Source organism: Pseudomonas sp. (assembly GCF_026224925.1).
Lineage (GTDB): Bacteria > Pseudomonadota > Gammaproteobacteria > Pseudomonadales > Pseudomonadaceae > Aquipseudomonas.
This window is the reverse complement of the sequence record NZ_JAMFRV010000265.1, coordinates 1-18,634: the sequence shown is the minus strand read 5'-3', so window position 1 is coordinate 18,634 and position 18,634 is coordinate 1. Positions and strand designations below refer to the sequence as shown.

Genomic DNA, 18,634 nt, shown 5'->3' with positions numbered 1-18,634 from the left:
GGTCAGCGACGAAGCGTTCGGCGGTTTGCCCCGGCTGGTTCAAATACCCCAGCGCCAAGCCGACGCCACCGATGTACAGCTCACCAGCGACACCCATTGGCAGCGGATTGAGGTCGGCATCCAACACTTCCACGCTGTAGCCCGGCAATGGCCGGCCCAGGGCTAAGTGCCGAGGTACGGCTGCGGACAACGGCCATTCGTAAGTCAGCACACCCACGGTGGTTTCGCTGGGGCCGTAGTGATTGAACACACGGCAATCGGGAGCCAGTTGGCGAATCTTTTCCAACAGCGCGGTAGGGCTTGATTCGCCGCCGAGGATCAGCGCGTCACGCGGCAATAGCTTGGCGTTCGGATTGGCCAACAGCAGGCCATTGAGATGGCTCGGGACAATTTTCAGCACGCTGACCGCGTGGCCACTCATGAACGCGGCAAAACCATCCGCATCACGCAGGGCATCGTCATCCGGCAAGTACAAGGCGCGCCCGCTGCACAGCGCGGCGAACAGCGTGGTATGTCCTAAATCGGCCGCCACGCTGGAGACCATGGCCATGCCGCCCTCGGCCAACGGGGCAAGACGTTGAAGCATCCCCTGAACATAGTTGGCCAATGCACGATGACTGATCAGCACACCTTTGGGCGTGCCGGTGGAGCCAGAGGTGTAGATCACGTAGGCCGGCTGGTCTGCGTGCGGGATCAGGTCAGGTGTCACTGCTGAACAGCCTTGCACTTCGGTGGAGTCCAGCCTTACTAACGCCCGGTCATTGGTTACCAGAAGCGGGTTATCACCGATCACTACGCGCGCATCACTGGCATCCAGCAACTGCCGCAAACGGTCGACCGGCTGCGTCGGGTCCAACGGCAGATAGGTCGCGCCCGCTTTGAGCACGCCCAGTAACCCGACAATCCACTGCGTCGAGCGCGGCAGACACAGCGCCACTCGCTCGCCCGGTTTAACCCCGCGGACAATCAACGCCTGCGCCACGCGGTTAGAGTGGTTGTCCAGTTGCTGGCGGCTCAGATGTTGATTGCCATCGTCAACCGCCAAGGCCTGCGGGTCAGCGTCGCGCTGTTGCTGCCATAACGTCAATACCGTGTTGGCCGGTGCTGCGGCTTCCCCAACCAGCCGCGAGGTGCCCGGCGCAGCAACGGCCAAGCGATGCAACGGAGTCTCGGGCGCAGCCAGCGCGGCGAACAACAAGGTCTGCAACGCCAAGGCGAAACCGTTGACGCTGACCTCGTCAAACAGGTCGCAAGCGTAGGTGAAAAAGCCTTTGAAGCCGGTGGAGGTGTCAGCGATGTCCAGCGCCAGATCAAAGTGCGCGCCCAAGTGTTCGATGGCCCGGGAAGTCAGGGTCAAGCCGGTTGGACTGGGCAGTTGCGTGGTGTCAAAACCGTAGTTGAATTTCGCCTGAAACAGCGGATTGTGGCTCAGGCTGCGCTGCGGTTGCAGCGCCTCCACCAGGCGTTCGAATGGCAAATCTTGATGGGCTTGTGCCTGCTGCGAAACGCTATTGACCTGGGTCAACCACTGATCAAACGTCAGTTGGCTGTCAAACGGCGAGCGCAGCACTACGGTGTTGACGAAGAAGCCGACCACGCCAGAGATCTCCGCCCGGCCACGGTTAGCCACCGGTACGCCGACACGTATGTCCGCGGCGCCGCTCAAGCGTTGCAGCAGCAGTTTGTACAGCGCCAACCAAACGCTGAACGGAGTCATTTCCCGGGCTTTGGCGAACGCCTTAAGGCGCTCGCTGCTGGCAAGGTCCAACTGCACCGCAACGTTGCCGCCACGGGCACTCAATACCGCCGGGCGCGGGCGATCATGGGGCAACGCCAACAGCAGGTGCTCAGCGCCCAATTGTTCGCGCCAGTAACTCAGTTGGCGCTCGCTTTCCCCCGCCGCCAGCCAGTCACGCTGCCACAACGCGTAGTCGGCGTACTGCACTGGCAACGCCGACAAGACTGCCTGGCGACCCTGTTGGCCGGCGTCGTACAGCGCAGCAAACTCTTTGAGAAAAATGTCCACCGACCAGCCGTCAGCGACGATGTGGTGCAACGTCACCAACAACACATGCTGCTGGTCCCCGAGCTTGAGCAAACAAGTACGCAGCAATGGCCCGCTGCGCAAATCGAACGCACCCTGGGCTTCGGCAGTTGCCAAGCGCTGAGTTTCAGCCTCACGTTCGGCGTTGGGCAATCCGCTCAGATCAACCTGCTGCAGAACGATGTCCAGCGTCGGAAGAATGACTTGCACATCGCCACTCTCACCGCTTTGGAACACCGTGCGCAACGCTTCGTGGCGCTGCACCAAGGCATTAATGCAACGACCCAGCAACAGCGCATCAAGCCGGCCTGCAATGTCGATCGCCCCCGGAATGTTGTACGCCGCGCCTTCCGCCTCCAACTGCCACAGAAACCACAAGCGTTGCTGAGCGAAGGACAGCGGCAGTGCCTGCCCGCGATCGGCACGTGGAATCGGCAGCCGGGCTTGCTGATCGATGCCCTTTTTTGCCAGCAACGCTTCGACCGCTTTGCGCTGGCTTGGCGAGAGATTTTGCAGCGCCGCGTGCACGTTACTCATGACGTCATTTCCTCGGCGGCGCTTGCGATCAGCGCCTGCAGTTGTGATTCGGAGAGGCCTTGAATGGCCGCCAGGGCGGCGCTGATTTCAGCGTCCAACTCAGTGGAGGACAGGCCTTGGGCATGTTGTTCGGCGACCTTGATCGCCAGCGCGGCCAAATCGCCGGCCTCAAAAAAATCGCGTAACGACAGCTCGACGCGCAGTTGAGCATTCAATTGGGCCAGCACTTGGGTGGCCAACAGTGAATGCCCGCCGAGCTCAAAGAAGTTGTCGTCGCTGCCCACCCGTTCCACACCCAAAGCTTCAGCCCAGACCGAGGCCAGCGTGATTTGCACTTCTCCCTGGGGCGCGCGGTAGGCAACCGAGGCAATCCGCCCCGGCTCCAACGCGAGCAGTTGGCTGACGTCAAGCTTGCCGTTGCTGGTCAGTGGTAAGCGGTCGAGGACCAGAATGTGGGCAGGCAACATGTGCGCAGGCAGGCTGGCCTTCAGTGCTTCCCGCAGGCGCGGACCCAATTGCTGGCGGCGCTTGGCCAACAGTGGGTCACTGGCTTGGGAGCGCCAGTCGTCGTTGGTCGGCGATAAATGTGGGAGCGCTTGATCGGTAACTATCGACAGGCTGGTGTCTTGCAGGGTCACGTCGAAACGCCCTTCGCCACCCTGGCTCCAGCTGATGCTGGCCTGATAGCCGTGGGCTTCGGCCAGCGTCCAATAAGCCTGCGGATCGTCGCCGGTTTGCCCTTGGGTCGAGAGCCAGCGGCGCAGATCAGCGACCGCTCTCAGTCCGGGTGTCGTCAGGCCTTGGAGGATCGCCAGATCGTTGCTCAGACGACGGTTACGCACTTGCTGAACGCGTATCCGTGCCGGACGCTGTTCCACCAGCAGCCGCGACAGCTGAGCAATGTCGTTGCCGGTTGCGGTCCAGCTTTGGGTCGCGTCGGGCTCAACAACTGCGCTGCCAACGTGCAGAACGGCGTCATAACGGTAACGCGTCAGTTCGTTGTCGGCGTCACCACGGCGCAGTTGCAGGGTGCACGTGCCCAACGCGGGCAGTCGGGCACGCAGGCGCTCGAAGAATGCGGGTGCAAGCAGCAATTCGCTGTCTTCCGCCGCCGCCCGGTTGATGCGTGGTTGCAGATACGCCAAGGGTAAATCGTCAGGCGCTCGGAATAGCTCCAGTGAAGCGTGGAACACCGGCAGCAGGTCCAGAGCGCGCAGGTCGCCGAGGAAGATCCGGCCACCGGGGCTTAACGCCTTGAGGGCGCCTTCGAGCACCGAAATCAAATAGTCAACGTCCGGAAAATACTGCGCCACCGAGTTAATAACCACGGTGTCGTAGCCACCTGCTTCAATGCCGTGGAAGTCGGTGCCGGCTTGCTGGCGAAGCTCGATGTGCGCCAACTCTGCCCGCCCTGCTGCCCAGGCATTGAGCTCAGCCACCGCACGGGCGGACAGGTCAGTGCCGCGATACACCGCGCAACGTGGCGCCAGATGCTGAGTCAACAAGCCCACGCCGCAGCCAATTTCCAGCAGCCGTTGCGGGCGCAACGCCAGAATGCGTTCGACACTGGTGTCCAGCCATTCCTGCATTTGCGCCACCGGGATCGGCCGATCAGCGTAGCTGTCGTTCCAGCCGGTGAAGCTCGGCCCTTGCCCTTCGCTGCTCTCTGAGCCTTCAGGATTCAGCGCGTAAATGCCATCGAAAACCGTCGACCACTGTGCCACGCGCTCAGCCTGGCCTTGGTCGTCTGCTTCACGTTGATCGCGCAGGGCCGCCAAATCGGGGACCACATAACCCAGCAGTTGCGCCTCGCCGTTGCCCTGATGGACCCGCACCACGGCTTCGCGCACCGTGGGTTGTTGATACAGTTGCGCTTCGATCTCGCCCAGTTCGATACGGAAACCACGCACTTTGACCTGCTGGTCAATGCGGCCCAGGTATTCAACCGTGCCGTTGTCGCGATAACGCGCCAAGTCGCCGGTGCGGTACAGGCGCTGGGACTGGTCAAAAGGGTTCGCTGCAAAGCGTTCGGCGCTGAGGCCTTTGCGGTTCAGGTAGCCACGGGCCAAACCTGGACCACCAATGAACAGCTCGCCGGCGACTCCCGGTGGTACAGGCTCGCCGTGGGTATCAAGGAAATACCAGGTCAGATCAGCCAACGGTTGGCCCATGGGGCTGTCGATGGCGTTCAAGTCGACAAGACCCAACGCCCGGTACGTAACGTGGACCGTGGTTTCAGTGATGCCGTACATGTTGATCAGTTGCGGTTGCTGCTCACCGAAGCGCTCCATCCATGGCCGTAGCATGGCCATGTCCAGCGCTTCGCCGCCGAAGACCACGTAGCGCAGGGCCGATTGCTGATTGCTGGCCAACGCCGCTGCTATCAGGCCGCGAAACGCCGACGGTGTCTGGTTCAGTACTGTGACGCCTTCGCGACAGAGCAGTTCGTAGAACGCGTGGGGTTCGCGGGTGGTGTAGTACGGCACCACCAGCAGGCGGCCACCGTAGAACAGCGCACCGAAAATCTCCCACACCGAGAAGTCGAAGGCATACGCATGGAACAGCGACCACACGTCCTGCTCACCAAACTGGAACTGGGCAGCGGCACTTTCGAACAAGCGCAGCACGTTGCGATGACTGACCATCACGCCCTTCGGCTGCCCCGTGGAGCCTGAGGTGTAGATCACGTAAGCCAGGTGATCGGCCTGCGTGAGGTCGGGCGGTGCCTCGCTAGCGTGTTGACCGTCTTCGGCATACAACACCGTCAGCCCGCTTGTCCATTCCGGGGTAGCGTCCAATTGACGCGACGTCAGCAGTAAAGCGATACCACTGTCTTGGCGCATGTAGGCCAAACGTTCAGCCGGGTAAGTCGGGTCCAGCGGCAGGTAGGCTCCGCCCGCCTTGAGGATCGCCAGTAAACCGATCAACAGTTCCAGCGAGCGCTCCATAGCGAGGCCCACCAGCACGTCCGGCCCGACACCGTGCGTGCGTAGTGTCCAGGCCACCGCATTGGCGCGTTGATCGAGTTCTTGGTACGTCAGGCTGAGGCCGTCATAACTGACTGCCACTGCCTGCGGCCGACGTAGCGCCTGGCTTTCGATCACCCGATGCAGGCTGGCCTGCTCGAATCGATGGGGATGAGCCTGGCACGAGCGTTGGTTCCAGCGTTCAATCAGGGCCTGGCGCTGGTGATCGTCCATCAGCGGCAATTGCGTCACCGGGCATTCTGGCTGCGCGACGATGGCTTGTAGCAAATGCTGCCAATGAGACGCCATGCGCTCGACGCTGGCGGCGTCGAACAAGTCGGTACGAAAGGTGAAGTTGGCTTTTAGTTCGTCAGCTGTTTCCAGGGTGTGCAGGGTCAAATCAAACTGGGTGTGCTGCTGGAAATGCTCGACAGATTCCAGCGCCAGGCCCGGCAGTTGCTCAAGTCCGGTCAGTTGCGGCCATTGATGGTCGAACGCCACTTGGAACAGCGGGTTGTGACCTAGGTTGCGCTCTGGCTGCAAGGCTTCGACCAGTTGCTCAAAAGGCAAATCCTGATGCGCCTGGGCTTGCAGCAAGGTGTGCTTGACCTGAGCCAACAAGGCGCTGAAAGACGGGTCGGCGGACAGGTCGCTGCGCAACACCAGCATGTTGACGAACAACCCTACCAGTGGCTCGATTTCAGGTCGGTTGCGCCCTGCTACGGTAATCCCGACACGCAGATCCTGCTGACCGGAATAGCGCATCAGCAACACGTTAAACGACGCCAACAGCAGCATGGCCAAGGTCGCGCGCTGCTCACTGGCCATGGCTTTCAATGCTGCGGTCAACGCTGGCGGCAGTGTCAGGCTAACCTGGCCGCCATCGAAACCCTGAATCGCCGGCCGTGGTCGGTCAGTCGGCACCGTCAGCAATGGGTATTCGTTGCCCAGTTGCTCACGCCAATAGCTGAGCTGACGCTCGCCTTCGCCGGCTGCCAGCCATGCCTGCTGCCAGGCGGCAAAGTCCAAATAGTCCACGGCGAGGGTTGGCAACCGCGCAGCACGGGAATGGCAATGTGCGCTGTACAGTTCAGCAAATTCGGCGATCAGGCAGTTCATCGACCAACCGTCAGCGACGATGTGGTGCAGGGTCAGTTGCAGGCGATGGCTGTCATCACCGAAGCTGACGAGGGTCACGCGCAACAACGCATCGGCGGCCAGGTTGAACGGCGTATCGGCTGCGGTTTGTGCAACCCGCAGTGCGGCGGTTTCGGCCTGCGCAACGGGCAGTCCGGTCAAATCTTCCCAGTGAATAACAAACGGTCTCGCGGGTTGCAGGCTCGGCTGTGCGCGCCCCGCGACTTCCGGGAAACAGGTACGCAGCACCGCATGGCGCGCAACCAGGCCGTCGATAGCCGCCTGCAACGCGACCCGGTTAAGCTGCCCGCGCAGCTTCACTTGCCCGGAAATGTTATAGGCAACGGCCTCAGGGTCTAACTTCCAGAGGAACCATAACTGACTTTGCGCCGCCGACATCACGGGTTCGGCACCTGGCGCCTGAGGCAGTAGTTTTGGTTGAGCTGCGACAGGAGATTGGGCGGCCAGCCACAGCGCAAAAGCGCCAAGGTTCGGCGCCTCGAACAGCGCACTAACCGGCACTTCAACGGCGTAGCGCTCGCGCAGCCGACCCGCCAATTGCACGGCCTTCAGCGAGTTACCGCCAAGCGCGAAAAAGTTATCGTCGGTTGACGACGGGTGCGCGCCCAATACCTCAGCCCAGCATTCACCCAGGGCTTGTTCTGCGGGGTTCAGAGGCTGTGCCAATGGTGACGGAGCAACTTGGGCTATTGGCTCGGCATCAAGCACGAAGACCGTCGCCAGTTGCCCATCGGCCAGCATCTGCCGGCAAGCCGAACGCTGTAGTTTGCCGCTGGAGGTTTTCGGCATCGCCCCGGACTCAAGCAGTGCAACTAGACGCGGCGCCTCGCCATGAACGTCGGCCACGGCATCACGAATAGCCCGCGCCACCGTTGCTGGATCAAGGGATTTCAACAGGCCGCGACTGACTTCGGCGGCGATCCCGATACACTCCTCACCGTCCGTTCCCGGCTGCGCAAACGCCGCCACGCGCCCCTTGCGTACCCCGTCCACAGCGTCTTCGACGGTGCGCTCCACATCTTGTGGATAGAGGTTTTGCCCTCGCAAGATGAGCATGTCTTTCAGGCGACCGGTGATGTATAGCTGACCGTCATGCATCAAACCCAAGTCGCCGGTACGCAGCCACACCTGACCATCACGCGGGACAAAGCTTTGCGCCGTGGCTTCTGGGTTGCGCCAATAACCGTGGGCAACGCCGGGTCCGCAGGTCCACAGTTCGCCGACCTGCCCTGGCGCCAGTTCATTGCCGCTATCAGGATCAACCACCCGCAGCTGTTGACCTGGCGCGGCATTGCCGCAACTGGCGACATTCAATCCCACGCCAGGCACACCGCGTTGTGCGGCCAAAGCATCACGAGCGAATTCGGTCGAGTGAATACCTGCGCCCGGCGCACCGCCGCTGACGTACAAGGTGGCCTCGGCCAGTCCATAACAGGCCATAAAGGCGCTCGGACGGAAGCCGCTGAGCTGAAAGCGCTCGGCAAACAACTCCAGCGTGTCAGGACGGATCGGTTCGGCGCCGGAAAACGCCACGCGCCAGCGGCTCAGGTCCAGTTCAGCCAGCGCCGAGTCGCGCACCCGCTCGGCACACAGCCTATAGGCGAAGTCCGGGCCACCGCTGATGGTGCCGCCGTATTCGGCAATTGCTTGCAGCCAACGCAACGGCCGTTGCAGAAAGAACAACGGCGACATCAACACGCAAGGAATGCCGCTGTAGAGCGCCTGCAACAAACCGCCGATCAGGCCCATGTCGTGGTAAAGCGGCAGCCACGTCACGATGACGTCGTCAGCGCCGATGGCGAAACCCTCGCGGATGGCCCATTCGTTGGCGGCCAAATTGCCGTGGCTAACCTGCACACCTTTGGGCGCTGCGGTGGAGCCGGAGGTGTATTGCAGAAAGGCGATGGTGTCGGCGGATAAAGCTGTCGGGCGCCAATTACCAGCTGCGATGAGAAGGTCATGGTCGGTGCTGAGCAAGGTTGGCACCGGGGTTTCCAGGGCCTTGAACGCGTCGGCCAAGGTTTCGTGCAAGGCGCTGTGGGTCAGAATGACCTGGGGTTGCGCGTCACGCAGAATGCCGAACAGACGCGACAAATGCTGCACCCGCCGAGATTCAGGGGGATACGCCGGGACCGCGATGACCCCGGCGTACAGGCAACCGAAGAATGCAGCTACATAGTCGGGGCCGCTGGGATAGACCAACACGGCCCGCTCGCCCACCGAGGTGTGCGCCAACAATGTCTGGGCGATGGCCCGCGCATGGGCGTCCAATTCGCGGTAGGTGATGGTGGTGGCACCGCTTTCATCGAGAAACCGCAGCGCCACCTGCTCGGGGGAGTGCTGAGCGTGCTCGGTCAATGCCGCGACCAAACCCCGTGCACCGTCGAATTGACCGTCCATTGCATCACCTTTTCGCATGTTTTTCGTCTAAAGAGATCCGACGCCTGCCGGTTGTGGCGACGCCGTTTTAAATTCTTGCGCAAGTGCCGCAAGCACTTGGGCTTGGCTGCTGGCGATGAAAAAGTGTCCGCCTTCGAACCATTGCAGGGAAAAATCACCGAGGGTTTCGCGCTGCCAGGCACTTAGTGCTGAGGGGCTGGCATCATCCTGAAGACCGCCGAACACCCTGATCGGGCAGTTCAACGGCATGCGCTCGGTTGGCTGGTAATTGCCGCACAGCAGAAAATCGGCACGCAGCACCGGCAGGATCAACTCCAGCAGTTCCGGGCTATCCAAGACTTCGGGCGCCGTGCCGCCGAGGGTTTGCAGACGCGCAATCAGCTGGCCGTCATCCAATGGCTGGCGCAGGTCTTGGTCATCACGAACGCTGGGCGCTTCGGTGCCAGAAGCCACCAGCACATGCGGATCGGGTGCGCCGAGTTCGCGAAGGGCGTAGGCGACTTCCACTGCCAACAGCGCACCCAGGCTGTGCCCGAACAGCGCATAGGGGTGATCCGTCAGCGGCAATATTTCAGCCGCCAACTGACGCGCCAGCGCCGACAGGTCAGTGGCCAGCGGTTCGGCGAACCGCGCGCCGCGCCCTGGCAATTCAAGCGGACAGACCTGAAGCGATTCAGGTAAACCCCGCTGCCAGCGGGCATAGACGCTGGCACTCGCGCCGGAATACGGCACGCAGAACAATCGCACTCGCATGCTCAATCAGTCCGCCGCCCGGTTATCCATGGCCTGGCGCAGGCTCAGCGGCCGCATGTCACTCCAAACCTGCTCAACGTAATCGAGGCACACCTGCTTCACGCCGCGGGTACCGGTTTCACGCCAGCCGCCGGGCACGGCTTTGTAATCCGGCCACAACGAGTATTGCTCCTCGTGATTGATCAACACTTTGAACACGGCATCTTCGCGATCGAAAGCCATTGGTTTGCTCCTCATTTGTCGACGTAAATAGCCCCGTCGTTATCTCTTCGAGAGCAACGCGCAGGCAGGTACTGATGAAGACGGATGAGAATAGTAATTAATTAGGAGTTGCTGAAAAGAGGGAGTTTTTGTCTACATTTATGGCCAAAAGCCACCCAAACGTTAATCTAAATACTGTTGTAAACAATTCTCATTAGCAATATATTCCCACTCCCCTGCCCAAGTGGAAATTGAATCATGTCCAGTAGCGACTGCCTTGCCTCCGACATTGACGTCAGTCAGAGCGGCGACTCTCTTCATGAGTTATTCCTATCCAACTACCCGGTGCTGTTGAAGGTTGCAACCCGCATTACCGGATGCCGCAGCTATGCCGAAGACGTTGTTCAGGACGCTTTCATACGCCTGAACCGGTCGGGTTTTTCTACCACCGTCAAGTCTCAGGTCAGCTACATGTTCCAAGTGGTACGCAACCTCTCTATCTACCATTACCGCAAGCAAACGCTTGAACGTCGCCACGCTGCGCCAGAAGAAGAAGGCCTCCAGGCCTCGGTGTTCAGCGCAACCCCCGAAACCATCAACCTCAATCAGCAAACCCTGGCGCTGATCGACATCGCCCTGTCGGAGCTGCCAAAGCGCACCCGTTATGCCTTCGAGATGTACCGCATACATGGCTGCCCGCAAAAGGACCTGGCCGGAGAGCTGGGGGTGTCGCCGACGTTGGTCAACTTCATGATTCGCGACGCCCAGGTGCACTGCCACAAAGCGCTGCAGCAGCTTGAACTCTGAAGGTCGTATCGACCTTTTCGCAGGCAAGCCTGCTCCCACAGATTTTGCGTCAAGCCGAAACTCCTGAGTCGGATACACAGACTGTGGGAGTTGGCTTGCCAACGAATGCGCAAGATCAGCCAGACGCCGCGCTGTCGCGCAGCACTTAGCACAACGGGCCGCGATCAAAGAACGTCTCACGACTGATCGCCATCAGCGCTGCTCGCTTGTGCGGGAAATCGAATTCCTTCTCGCGATAGAAACCCAAACGCTGCATGTGCCCGATCATTTTCCCGTTGTCGGCACGTGGTTCGGCGACCACAAGGCAGGTACGCGGATCGTCCAGGTACAACCAGTGCACTAATGCTGCCAGCCAAGCGGCGACTTTGTGCGGGCCGCGATGGTGCTCTTCGCCCACCAGCATATGAATGCCTCGGTCATGATCCCCGGCGGCATAAAACGGCGCGATGCGATCTTCTTTGGCCCAATAGGCTTCGAAATAGGCAAATGGCTCATCATCAATGCAGCCGATCAGCGTCACTGTGTGCGGGTCGACTGCGAGTTTTTGCAAGTATTCACGGTGTTGTTCGAGGCTGCCGCCCTCCTGCCAGAACTCCATGACCCGGGCAGAATTCTGCCAGCGACTGAAGCGCGTCAGGTCGGTATCTATATCCAACGTGCGTAACGACACCCAGGCCTGAAGTCGTGCATCGAAACGCCGATAGACTTCGCCCAGCGGTTTCGGCGGACGTCGTGGGTGGCGCTTGCCTGTGGTCATGATCATTTGCTGGGGGTAATCCGCGGCCAACAGCCCGCGCTGCCACGGCTTCGCCAACTGCCAGAACGCTTGGCGCTCGCAGAGCAATTGCTGCTGATCATCGAGCTGCAGCAAACCACTGTGCAGTGCAGCGCCAACCACGTCGTCGTCTAGCTCAAGTCCAGTCCAATACAGGCGCTGGGTGTCCGGTTGATGCGCGAACAACCAATAGCAGGCCGACCACAACGCCCGCTTGGCATCGCCGCCATAGACCTCGACACACTGTAGGTGGTCAGCCTCAGATCGCAGCGATACCAGCGGCGCGTCGTCCAGCGCCAGCAGTAATCTGTCGCCTCGGGCAGAAGCCGTCAGCACATGGCCGTCAGGCAACGGTAAGGGGTGCAATAGAGAAATCTCAGGCATGGTTCGAATCCTTGAAAATCAAACGGCAGACTGAGAAAGACTCAGCCCGTGGCCTTCGGTCATGGCGACCACGACTTTGCGCGGCCCGCTGAAGGGTGCACGCGAGTGCGCTGTGAGCATGTTGTCGAGCAACAGCACGTCGCCGCTGGCCCACGGAAAAACAATCTCGCACTCACCGAGCACACCGCGCACTTCATCCAAAGCCGCCGTTTCCAGTGGACTGCCGTCGCCGTAATAGACGTTACGCGGTAGGTCTTCTTCGCCAACCGTGTCCAGCAGCACTTCCTGCATTTCCGGGTCCAGCGTGCTGATGTGAAACAAATGCGCCTGGTTGAACCAGACCCAATCACGGGTGCGCGGGTGTTGCGCTACGCCTTGACACACCTGGCGTGTGCGCAGCTCTCCGTCGCTCTTCCACTCGTACTCGATGCCGCGCTGGCGGCAATACGCTTCGACTTGGGCGGGGTCTTCGGTGTTGAACACTTGCTGCCAGGCGACGTCTAGACCGTTGCCGTAATTGCGCACGTACATCAGGCGTTTATTGGCAAAGTGCTCGCGCAACGCGGGGTCGATGCGCCGATAAACTTCACGACTGTCAGCGATCGGCGTCTGCCCGCCGGTCTGCGCGGCCTGTGCGCAATAAAACCAGATGCGCATTGGCCATTCGGTGGTGTACGCCTGTTCGTTGTGCAGCGGGATCGATCGATGGGCCGGGTATTCGGTGGAGGTATAGACGCCGCCAGCGACCTGGCTGCGAGGTGTCGAGCCAAACTCATAGCTGAGCAGCGGATGACCGAGGGAACTCGCAAATTGCTGGAAGCCTTCAACGCCGAGCGGCTCGAAGCCACTGAAAAGAATACCGCCGTTACGCTCAAGGTGGGTCCGTGCAAGGTCCTGCAGTTGACCAGCGCAACTGTCCAGCGAAATGCCGGGCTGGGTGGGCGACACGCGCAATGGCAAACCTTCTTCAAGCTGAAGCCAAGGCGCTGCGGCGAATAGTCGGGTGTTCATGCTGAGTACTCCGGACGAGATCATTGAACTGCCCGCAGAGTTATTTCGGGAGTTTCAAAGAAGACGAACGAAGAGCCCGCAAATTTTGCGAATTGGTTTTGTTGTGCGGCGGGGTTTCATCAATGTGAATCACCGTCCCACCACCAATTCCAGAAGCCGGGCAAACTTACGGGTTCGGAGCTGGTGTTGATGGTGCGGGCCATTACCGCGCGCTGCAGCTCGGCTTGATCGTCGTAGAACGGCTTGGTTGCGGTGGTCATGCCCGTCTCACGCGCACTGTCGATGAGGATTTGCAGGTATTCCTGAGCATGCCGGGCGGTGTAGCGATTGATGTCATGAAAGGTCACCACCACCGGAATCACACCGTCAACGGCCGGCAGTTCACCTGCGGCGATCTTCTCGCGCAGCACTGATAATTCCCTGACCATGTGCGAGCGTCTGCGCAGGCTGAGGTTGTAACCCCAGATCTTGCCATCATTGGCGCTCAGGTCGGTCAACACGATGTGCATGCCGTGCCGCTGGTACGCGGCGAAGGTGCGTTTATCGTAATTCCAGAACGGCGGCCGGACCAGGTTCGGCGCTGTTCCTGTGATTGCGGCGATGTCCGCACTGCCGTTGGTGAGCGTCTGTTCCAGCTCTTGCGCGTTCAGTGAACGATGGTTGCTGTGCCATGGCGTTGCGGTGTGAAAGCCCAAGATATGGCCTTCGGCGTGTTCGCGGCGCATGACTGTTTTACCAATTTCACTGCCGCCCGCACGCGGTGCACGGGTTTGCACAAAAAATACCGCTTTGATGCCTGGCTCAATCGGGTTAACGGCAAGCGCATCAAGAACCGCGAGCGATGGGTTAAAAAAGCTCGACGCGTTTGGACCGTCGTCGAACGTCAGCAGAAAACGAATCGGGGCTTGTGATTGCAAGCGTTGCGCAGTCTGCGGGGTCATTTCGATCGGGGCGCTGATACAGCCGCTGAGCCCAAGTACCATAGCGAACACTGATAAAACGGTTACAGCCAACTTCATGTGGTTTTGCCTACGTGCAGATCGCGAGGAGTTTGCCATCATAAAGCGTTGCTTGAATTATCGCTCAGCCCAACGAGCATTCACGGTTGAATTAAACGCTCACCGTGCGCATTCGCTACCTGTACCGCTAACGTGGCGAAATTGCGTGCGGCGATGCTCGGTTCGTTGGGGAGCGCAATGCACACCGTGCATTTGGGCATGTCTCTGATCACCGGAAACGCTACACCGGGACGCACGTAAAACCGCGCAGTTGACGACGCCGTGATACTGATGCCGCGCTCCGAGGCGACCGCCTGCAACTCACTTTCAACCGTCGACGCTTCATGCACGATGGGCGCGCGGTTGGCGTTGCGGTAAAGGTCGGCGGTCCAATAGCTGCGCCAAATTCCGCTGCCGGGCGCAGCGATGATCGGGTCATCGAGCAAGTCATAGATGCTGACCGACTGCGCGCCTGCCAGACGGTGGGTGCTGGGCAGGCACGCGACGCAATCTTCCTCCACCAGGGTGATCAATTCGATTCCTTGCAGGTCCAGTGGCGGGCGCAACACGGAAACGTCCATGCCGTCGCCAATGCCCGCATCCGGGGCAGAAAAATCGAATTCCTTAACGATCACGTTGACCTGCGGGAAGAGCTTGGCAAATGAGCTCAATATCTTCGGCATCAAGTCCACGCCCGCACCAATCAAAAATCCGACTTTCAATGAACCGCGCAGACCGATTGCGTGATCTTCGGCAGTTTGCGCCAGCTGGGCGATCTTTTTCAGGATGTCCCGCGCTTGGGGCAGCAACGCTTGCCCGGCGTCACTGAGGGCGACCTTACGGGTATTACGATCAAATAGCTGCACACCTAGCTGGGCTTCGAATTGGCGAATGGTTTGCGACAGCGCGGGCTGGGAAATATGCAGGCGAGTCGCGGCGCCGACAAAACTCAATTCTTCCCCGACCATGACGAAGGCCCGCAGTTGGCGAATATCCAATCCCGCAATCGACATTCCACACCCCAACGTTTGCTCAGTGAACAATCGCCGGATCATGCCACGACTTATAAGCTGCGCCAAATAATCCGGTGGTGATCGGTCTTTCTATTACCCGCGTGTTGCGCACTAGCATGGCTCAACTCGATGCAGCGAGCTTTTAACAATAACTGCACATCCACAAACACTGCCGCCAAACAAAAGAGATAAGCAGATGAATGACGCGATGAAATCCGCAGCCCCTGTTCTTAACAGCACCAGCAAGATTAATTTGGTCAAAGCACGCGGTTCACTGGTCTGGGATGACCACGGCAAGGAATACATCGACTGCACCGCTCAGGCGTGGTCAAACAACCTGGGCGCCAACGACCCGCGGGTGGTCGAAGCCGCCATCGCCCAGCTGCGTGACATGACTCACATCCGGCCCAACTTCGGCTCGGCGGCACACACCCGGCTGGTGTCCAAGCTGCGTGAAGTCTCCCCCGCTTCGCTAAACCAAATGGGCTTTGCCTTGCACGGCAGCCTTGCCGGTGAAATGGCCATGAAGCTGGCGTTCAAAAACCGCCCCGGCGCCCAGAACCTGCTCGTGTTGCAAGACGGCTATCACGGCCGCTCACTGGCCACCCTCGGCGCCAGTTGGCCGCACCCGAATAACCCGTTCCTGGCGATTCAACCGCGTTTTACTCGGGTACCACATCCAAACCCTTACCGCACCCGCATGGGCATGGACCCGGAAGCAGAATCACAGTTGTGCCTCGGCCTGCTGGAAGAAACCATTCTCAAGGGCGTCGACGGCGGCGTCGCGGCGATTATGATGGAGCCCATTCAGGGCAACGGCGGGCATATTGAATTCCCGCGTTCTTATTACAAGGGCGTGCGCGAGATTTGCAATCGATTGGGTGTGCTGCTGATCTTCGACGAAGTGCAGACGGGTTTCGGGCGCATGGGCACGATGTTCGCCGCTGATTATTACGACGTGGTGCCGGACATTATTGTATTTGGCAAAGGCGTTGGCGGTGGTTTCCCGCTGGCGGGGATTTTTGCCGACGACAAACTCAAGTGGTTTGATGAAGGCGAAGAAGCCCTCACATTCGGGCATTTTCCGGTGTCGTTGGCAGCGGGTTATGCGACCGTTGAGGCCATCGTTGCCGACGGTTTGTGCGAGAAAGCGCGGCTGTCCGGAGAGTACATCACCGCACGTTTGCTGGACATGCAGAAACGTCATCCGCTAATCGGCGATGTGCGTTGCCCTGGTTTGATGGCCTCCATCGAACTGGTCAAAGACCGCACGACCAAGGAACCGGCTTGCCGCGAATCCCAGGAGGTTTACCGCCTGGGGCTGGAGCGTGGTGTGTTGTTCGGCGAAAGCCGCTATGCCGGGCTGGGCAACTTGATTAAGGTCAAGCCGCCGCTGGATATCGAACGTCCATTGTTGGAACGCGCCCTCGACGTGCTGGACGAGGTTATCGGGATCATTGAGGAGCAACGTGCATGAGCTCAATAATCGAAAGCAAGCTGCCCTTTACCGCTACCGATCCCAACGGCATTGCCTTGTCGAGTGATGACGCTGACCTCGCCTCCTTGGGCTACCAGCAAAAAATGCACCGTACGATGGGTTCATTCACCTCGTTCGCGCTGGCCTTTTCCATGGTGTCCATCAACACCGGAGTGGTAACGCTGTTCGCCGACCCGTTCAACCGGGTCGGCGGAATCGGCATTCTGTTGTGGCTGTTGGTGATCCCGCTAGTGGCGTGCATCGTGTTGGTGTATTCGCATTTGGCTGGACGGATTCCCCTCACCGGTTATGCCTATCAATGGTCCAGTCGCTTGGCCGGTAATCACTTCGGCTGGTTTACCGGCTGGGTGGCATTCATCTCGTTCGTGGCCGGGACCGCCGCCACTTCTGCGGCCATTGGTACGGTGTTCGCGCCAGAGATCTGGCCCAACCCTACCCAAGGGCAGATTCAAGGCTTGAGCATCGGCGCTACGCTGGTGGTCGGGCTGTTGAATATCTGCGGCATACGCCTGGCGACGCGGATCAATGACATCGGCGCAATCATCGAGATCATTGGCACGGTGCTGTTGGCGGTGGCGTTGCTTCTCGGGGTGTTCTTTTTCTTCGAACACACCCAGGGCATTGCCATTCTGACGGCTGTTGCTCCCGTCAGCGGCGGACCCGTTGGCTTCACCACGGTTGCCCTGGCAATGTTGTTGCCGGTGTCCGTGCTGCTCGGCTGGGAAGGTGCGGCGGACTTGTCCGAAGAAACCAAGGACCCACGCCGCGCAGCACCTCGGGCAATGATTCGTGCGGTAGTAGTGTCCAGCGTATTGGGTTTTGTGGTGTTCGCCCTGCTCAGTATCGCGATTCCGGGATCGGTGTCCGACTTGCTAAGCCAGGCGGAAAACCCGGTGATCAACATCGTGCGCCTGCAACTGGGCAACTCCGCTGGCACGGTGATGATCGTGATTGCCTTCGCGTCGATCTTCGCTTGCCTGATCGCTAACATGGCCGTCGCCACGCGGATGACCTTCGCCCTGTCGCGGGACAACATGCTGCCAGGGTCAACAGTACTGGCGCGGATCAATCCGCACTTCGGTACGCCGGTTGCTTCGATCGTGTTGATTACCGCGATTGCGGTATTGCTCAACCTGGCCAGTGGTGGGTTCGTCACCGCGATCTATTCGATGGTGGGCCTGACGTATTACTGCACCTACTTGTTGACGTTGATTGCCGCGTACCTGGCGTATAAAAACGGCCGGATGCCCAGTGCACCTAAAGGTGTGTTCGACCTCGGTGGTTGGTTACTGCCGATGATCGTCATCGGTGGGCTGTGGGCGATTGCGGTGATCCTGACCCTGAGTTTGCCGGAGGAAAGCCATACCGGCGCAATCACCACCGGCGTTACCCTCGGTGTTGGCGCACTGTGGTGGTTATTCGTTCTGCGCCGACGCTTGAATAACGGCACGGCAGGACCGAGCAAAACGCTGAAAGGTTGATGGCAGATCCCTTTGTAGGAACTGCCGACGGAAGCGATTTTTCTGAATGTATCGCAGCCTTCGGCAGCGCCTACAACCTGCACCACGTTAGTTCGGACAAACCGTGCCGATAGCTTCCCGAACAAGTTCGGTCCCACCGAATCTCAGCATGCCGCCGGATTTTTGGCAGTTCACAAAACTGTGGGAGATTCTTGCTAAAGACCCGACACGGTGTGCTTGATCAGCCCCGCTCCACCGCTCGGAGCAATATGCTTTAGGATGGTGGCCATTTCAGCGGGAGGTCACGATGCGCAAAGTTCTTTGTATCGAGGACGATATTGATGCGTCTCAGGAGATCGCCTCAGAGCTAAGCCGAGTCGGGTTTGACGTGCAATGCGTCGGCGACGGCGCGCTGGGCCTTGAACGGGCGCTGAATGAGACCTTTGATGTCATCACCCTGGACCGGATGCTTCCGGGGATGGATGGCCTCGCCGTGGTCGTTGCGTTACGCGAGGCTGGTAATCGAACCCCGGTGATGATGATCAGCGCCCTCGGCGACGTCGATAACCGGATTCGCGGCCTGCGTGCGGGCGGTGACGACTATCTGGTCAAACCTTTCGTGTCCGAAG

At 59.8% G+C, this 18,634-nt stretch carries 12 protein-coding genes; 4 read left to right on the top strand and 8 right to left on the bottom strand.

The window, feature by feature from the left end; translation table 11 throughout:
* The 4 genes from M0974_RS11640 to M0974_RS11625 form a co-directional block, all read right to left on the bottom strand.
* Positions 1 to 2,581 (bottom strand): condensation domain-containing protein (locus M0974_RS11640; protein WP_297836375.1); only part of this gene is annotated, 2,581 nt, incomplete at its 3' end.
* Entirely contained in the window at positions 2,578 to 9,105 is a 6,528-nt protein-coding gene (locus M0974_RS11635; protein ID WP_297836373.1) for a non-ribosomal peptide synthetase, read from the bottom strand. The genes M0974_RS11635 and M0974_RS11640, both read right to left, overlap by 4 nt.
* Positions 9,106 to 9,132: 27 nt before the next feature.
* Positions 9,133 to 9,858 carry an alpha/beta fold hydrolase gene (locus M0974_RS11630; protein ID WP_297836371.1) on the bottom strand — a complete coding sequence of 242 codons (726 nt, stop codon included), beginning with the start codon at positions 9,856 to 9,858 and terminating at the stop codon, positions 9,133 to 9,135.
* Positions 9,859 to 9,864: 6 nt separating this feature from the next.
* Positions 9,865 to 10,080: an MbtH family protein gene (locus M0974_RS11625; protein WP_297836369.1), complete on the bottom strand. Its 216-nt coding sequence runs from the start codon at positions 10,078 to 10,080 to the stop codon at positions 9,865 to 9,867.
* A gap of 237 nt (positions 10,081 to 10,317) precedes the next feature.
* Between M0974_RS11625 and M0974_RS11620 the strand changes: the two genes are divergently transcribed.
* On the top strand, positions 10,318 to 10,866 hold the full coding sequence (locus M0974_RS11620; RefSeq protein ID WP_297836368.1) for an RNA polymerase factor sigma-70: 549 nt from the start codon (positions 10,318 to 10,320) through the stop codon (positions 10,864 to 10,866).
* 145 nt (positions 10,867 to 11,011) lie between these two features.
* Here M0974_RS11620 and M0974_RS11615 read toward each other — a convergent pair whose 3' ends face one another.
* From M0974_RS11615 to M0974_RS11600, 4 genes are all read right to left on the bottom strand, one after another.
* On the bottom strand, positions 11,012 to 12,025 hold the full coding sequence (locus tag M0974_RS11615; protein ID WP_297836366.1) for a GNAT family N-acetyltransferase: 1,014 nt from the start codon (positions 12,023 to 12,025) through the stop codon (positions 11,012 to 11,014).
* A gap of 18 nt (positions 12,026 to 12,043) precedes the next feature.
* A complete protein-coding gene (locus tag M0974_RS11610; protein WP_297836364.1) occupies positions 12,044 to 13,036 on the bottom strand; it encodes a TauD/TfdA family dioxygenase in 993 nt (330 codons plus the stop codon).
* Between the two features lie 119 nt (positions 13,037 to 13,155).
* Positions 13,156 to 14,055: a polysaccharide deacetylase family protein gene (locus M0974_RS11605; RefSeq protein ID WP_297836363.1), complete on the bottom strand. Its 900-nt coding sequence runs from the start codon at positions 14,053 to 14,055 to the stop codon at positions 13,156 to 13,158.
* Positions 14,056 to 14,135: 80 nt separating this feature from the next.
* Entirely contained in the window at positions 14,136 to 15,047 is a 912-nt protein-coding gene (locus tag M0974_RS11600) for a LysR family transcriptional regulator (RefSeq protein WP_297836362.1), read from the bottom strand.
* A gap of 196 nt (positions 15,048 to 15,243) precedes the next feature.
* Here M0974_RS11600 and M0974_RS11595 point away from each other — a divergent pair, with 196 nt between their 5' ends.
* The 3 genes from M0974_RS11595 to M0974_RS11585 all read left to right on the top strand — a co-directional run.
* The gene (locus tag M0974_RS11595; RefSeq protein WP_297836360.1) at positions 15,244 to 16,524 is read left to right on the top strand and encodes an aspartate aminotransferase family protein; all 1,281 of its coding nucleotides are present in this window, start codon (positions 15,244 to 15,246) and stop codon (positions 16,522 to 16,524) included.
* Complete coding sequence (locus tag M0974_RS11590) at positions 16,521 to 18,026, top strand: amino acid permease (RefSeq protein WP_297836358.1); 1,506 nt, start codon at positions 16,521 to 16,523, stop codon at positions 18,024 to 18,026. Before M0974_RS11595 ends, M0974_RS11590 begins: the two co-directional genes overlap by 4 nt.
* Before the next feature lie 286 nt (positions 18,027 to 18,312).
* Positions 18,313 to 18,634, top strand: a 322-nt coding sequence (locus M0974_RS11585; protein WP_297836356.1) for a response regulator, incomplete at its 3' end; no start/stop codon positions are given.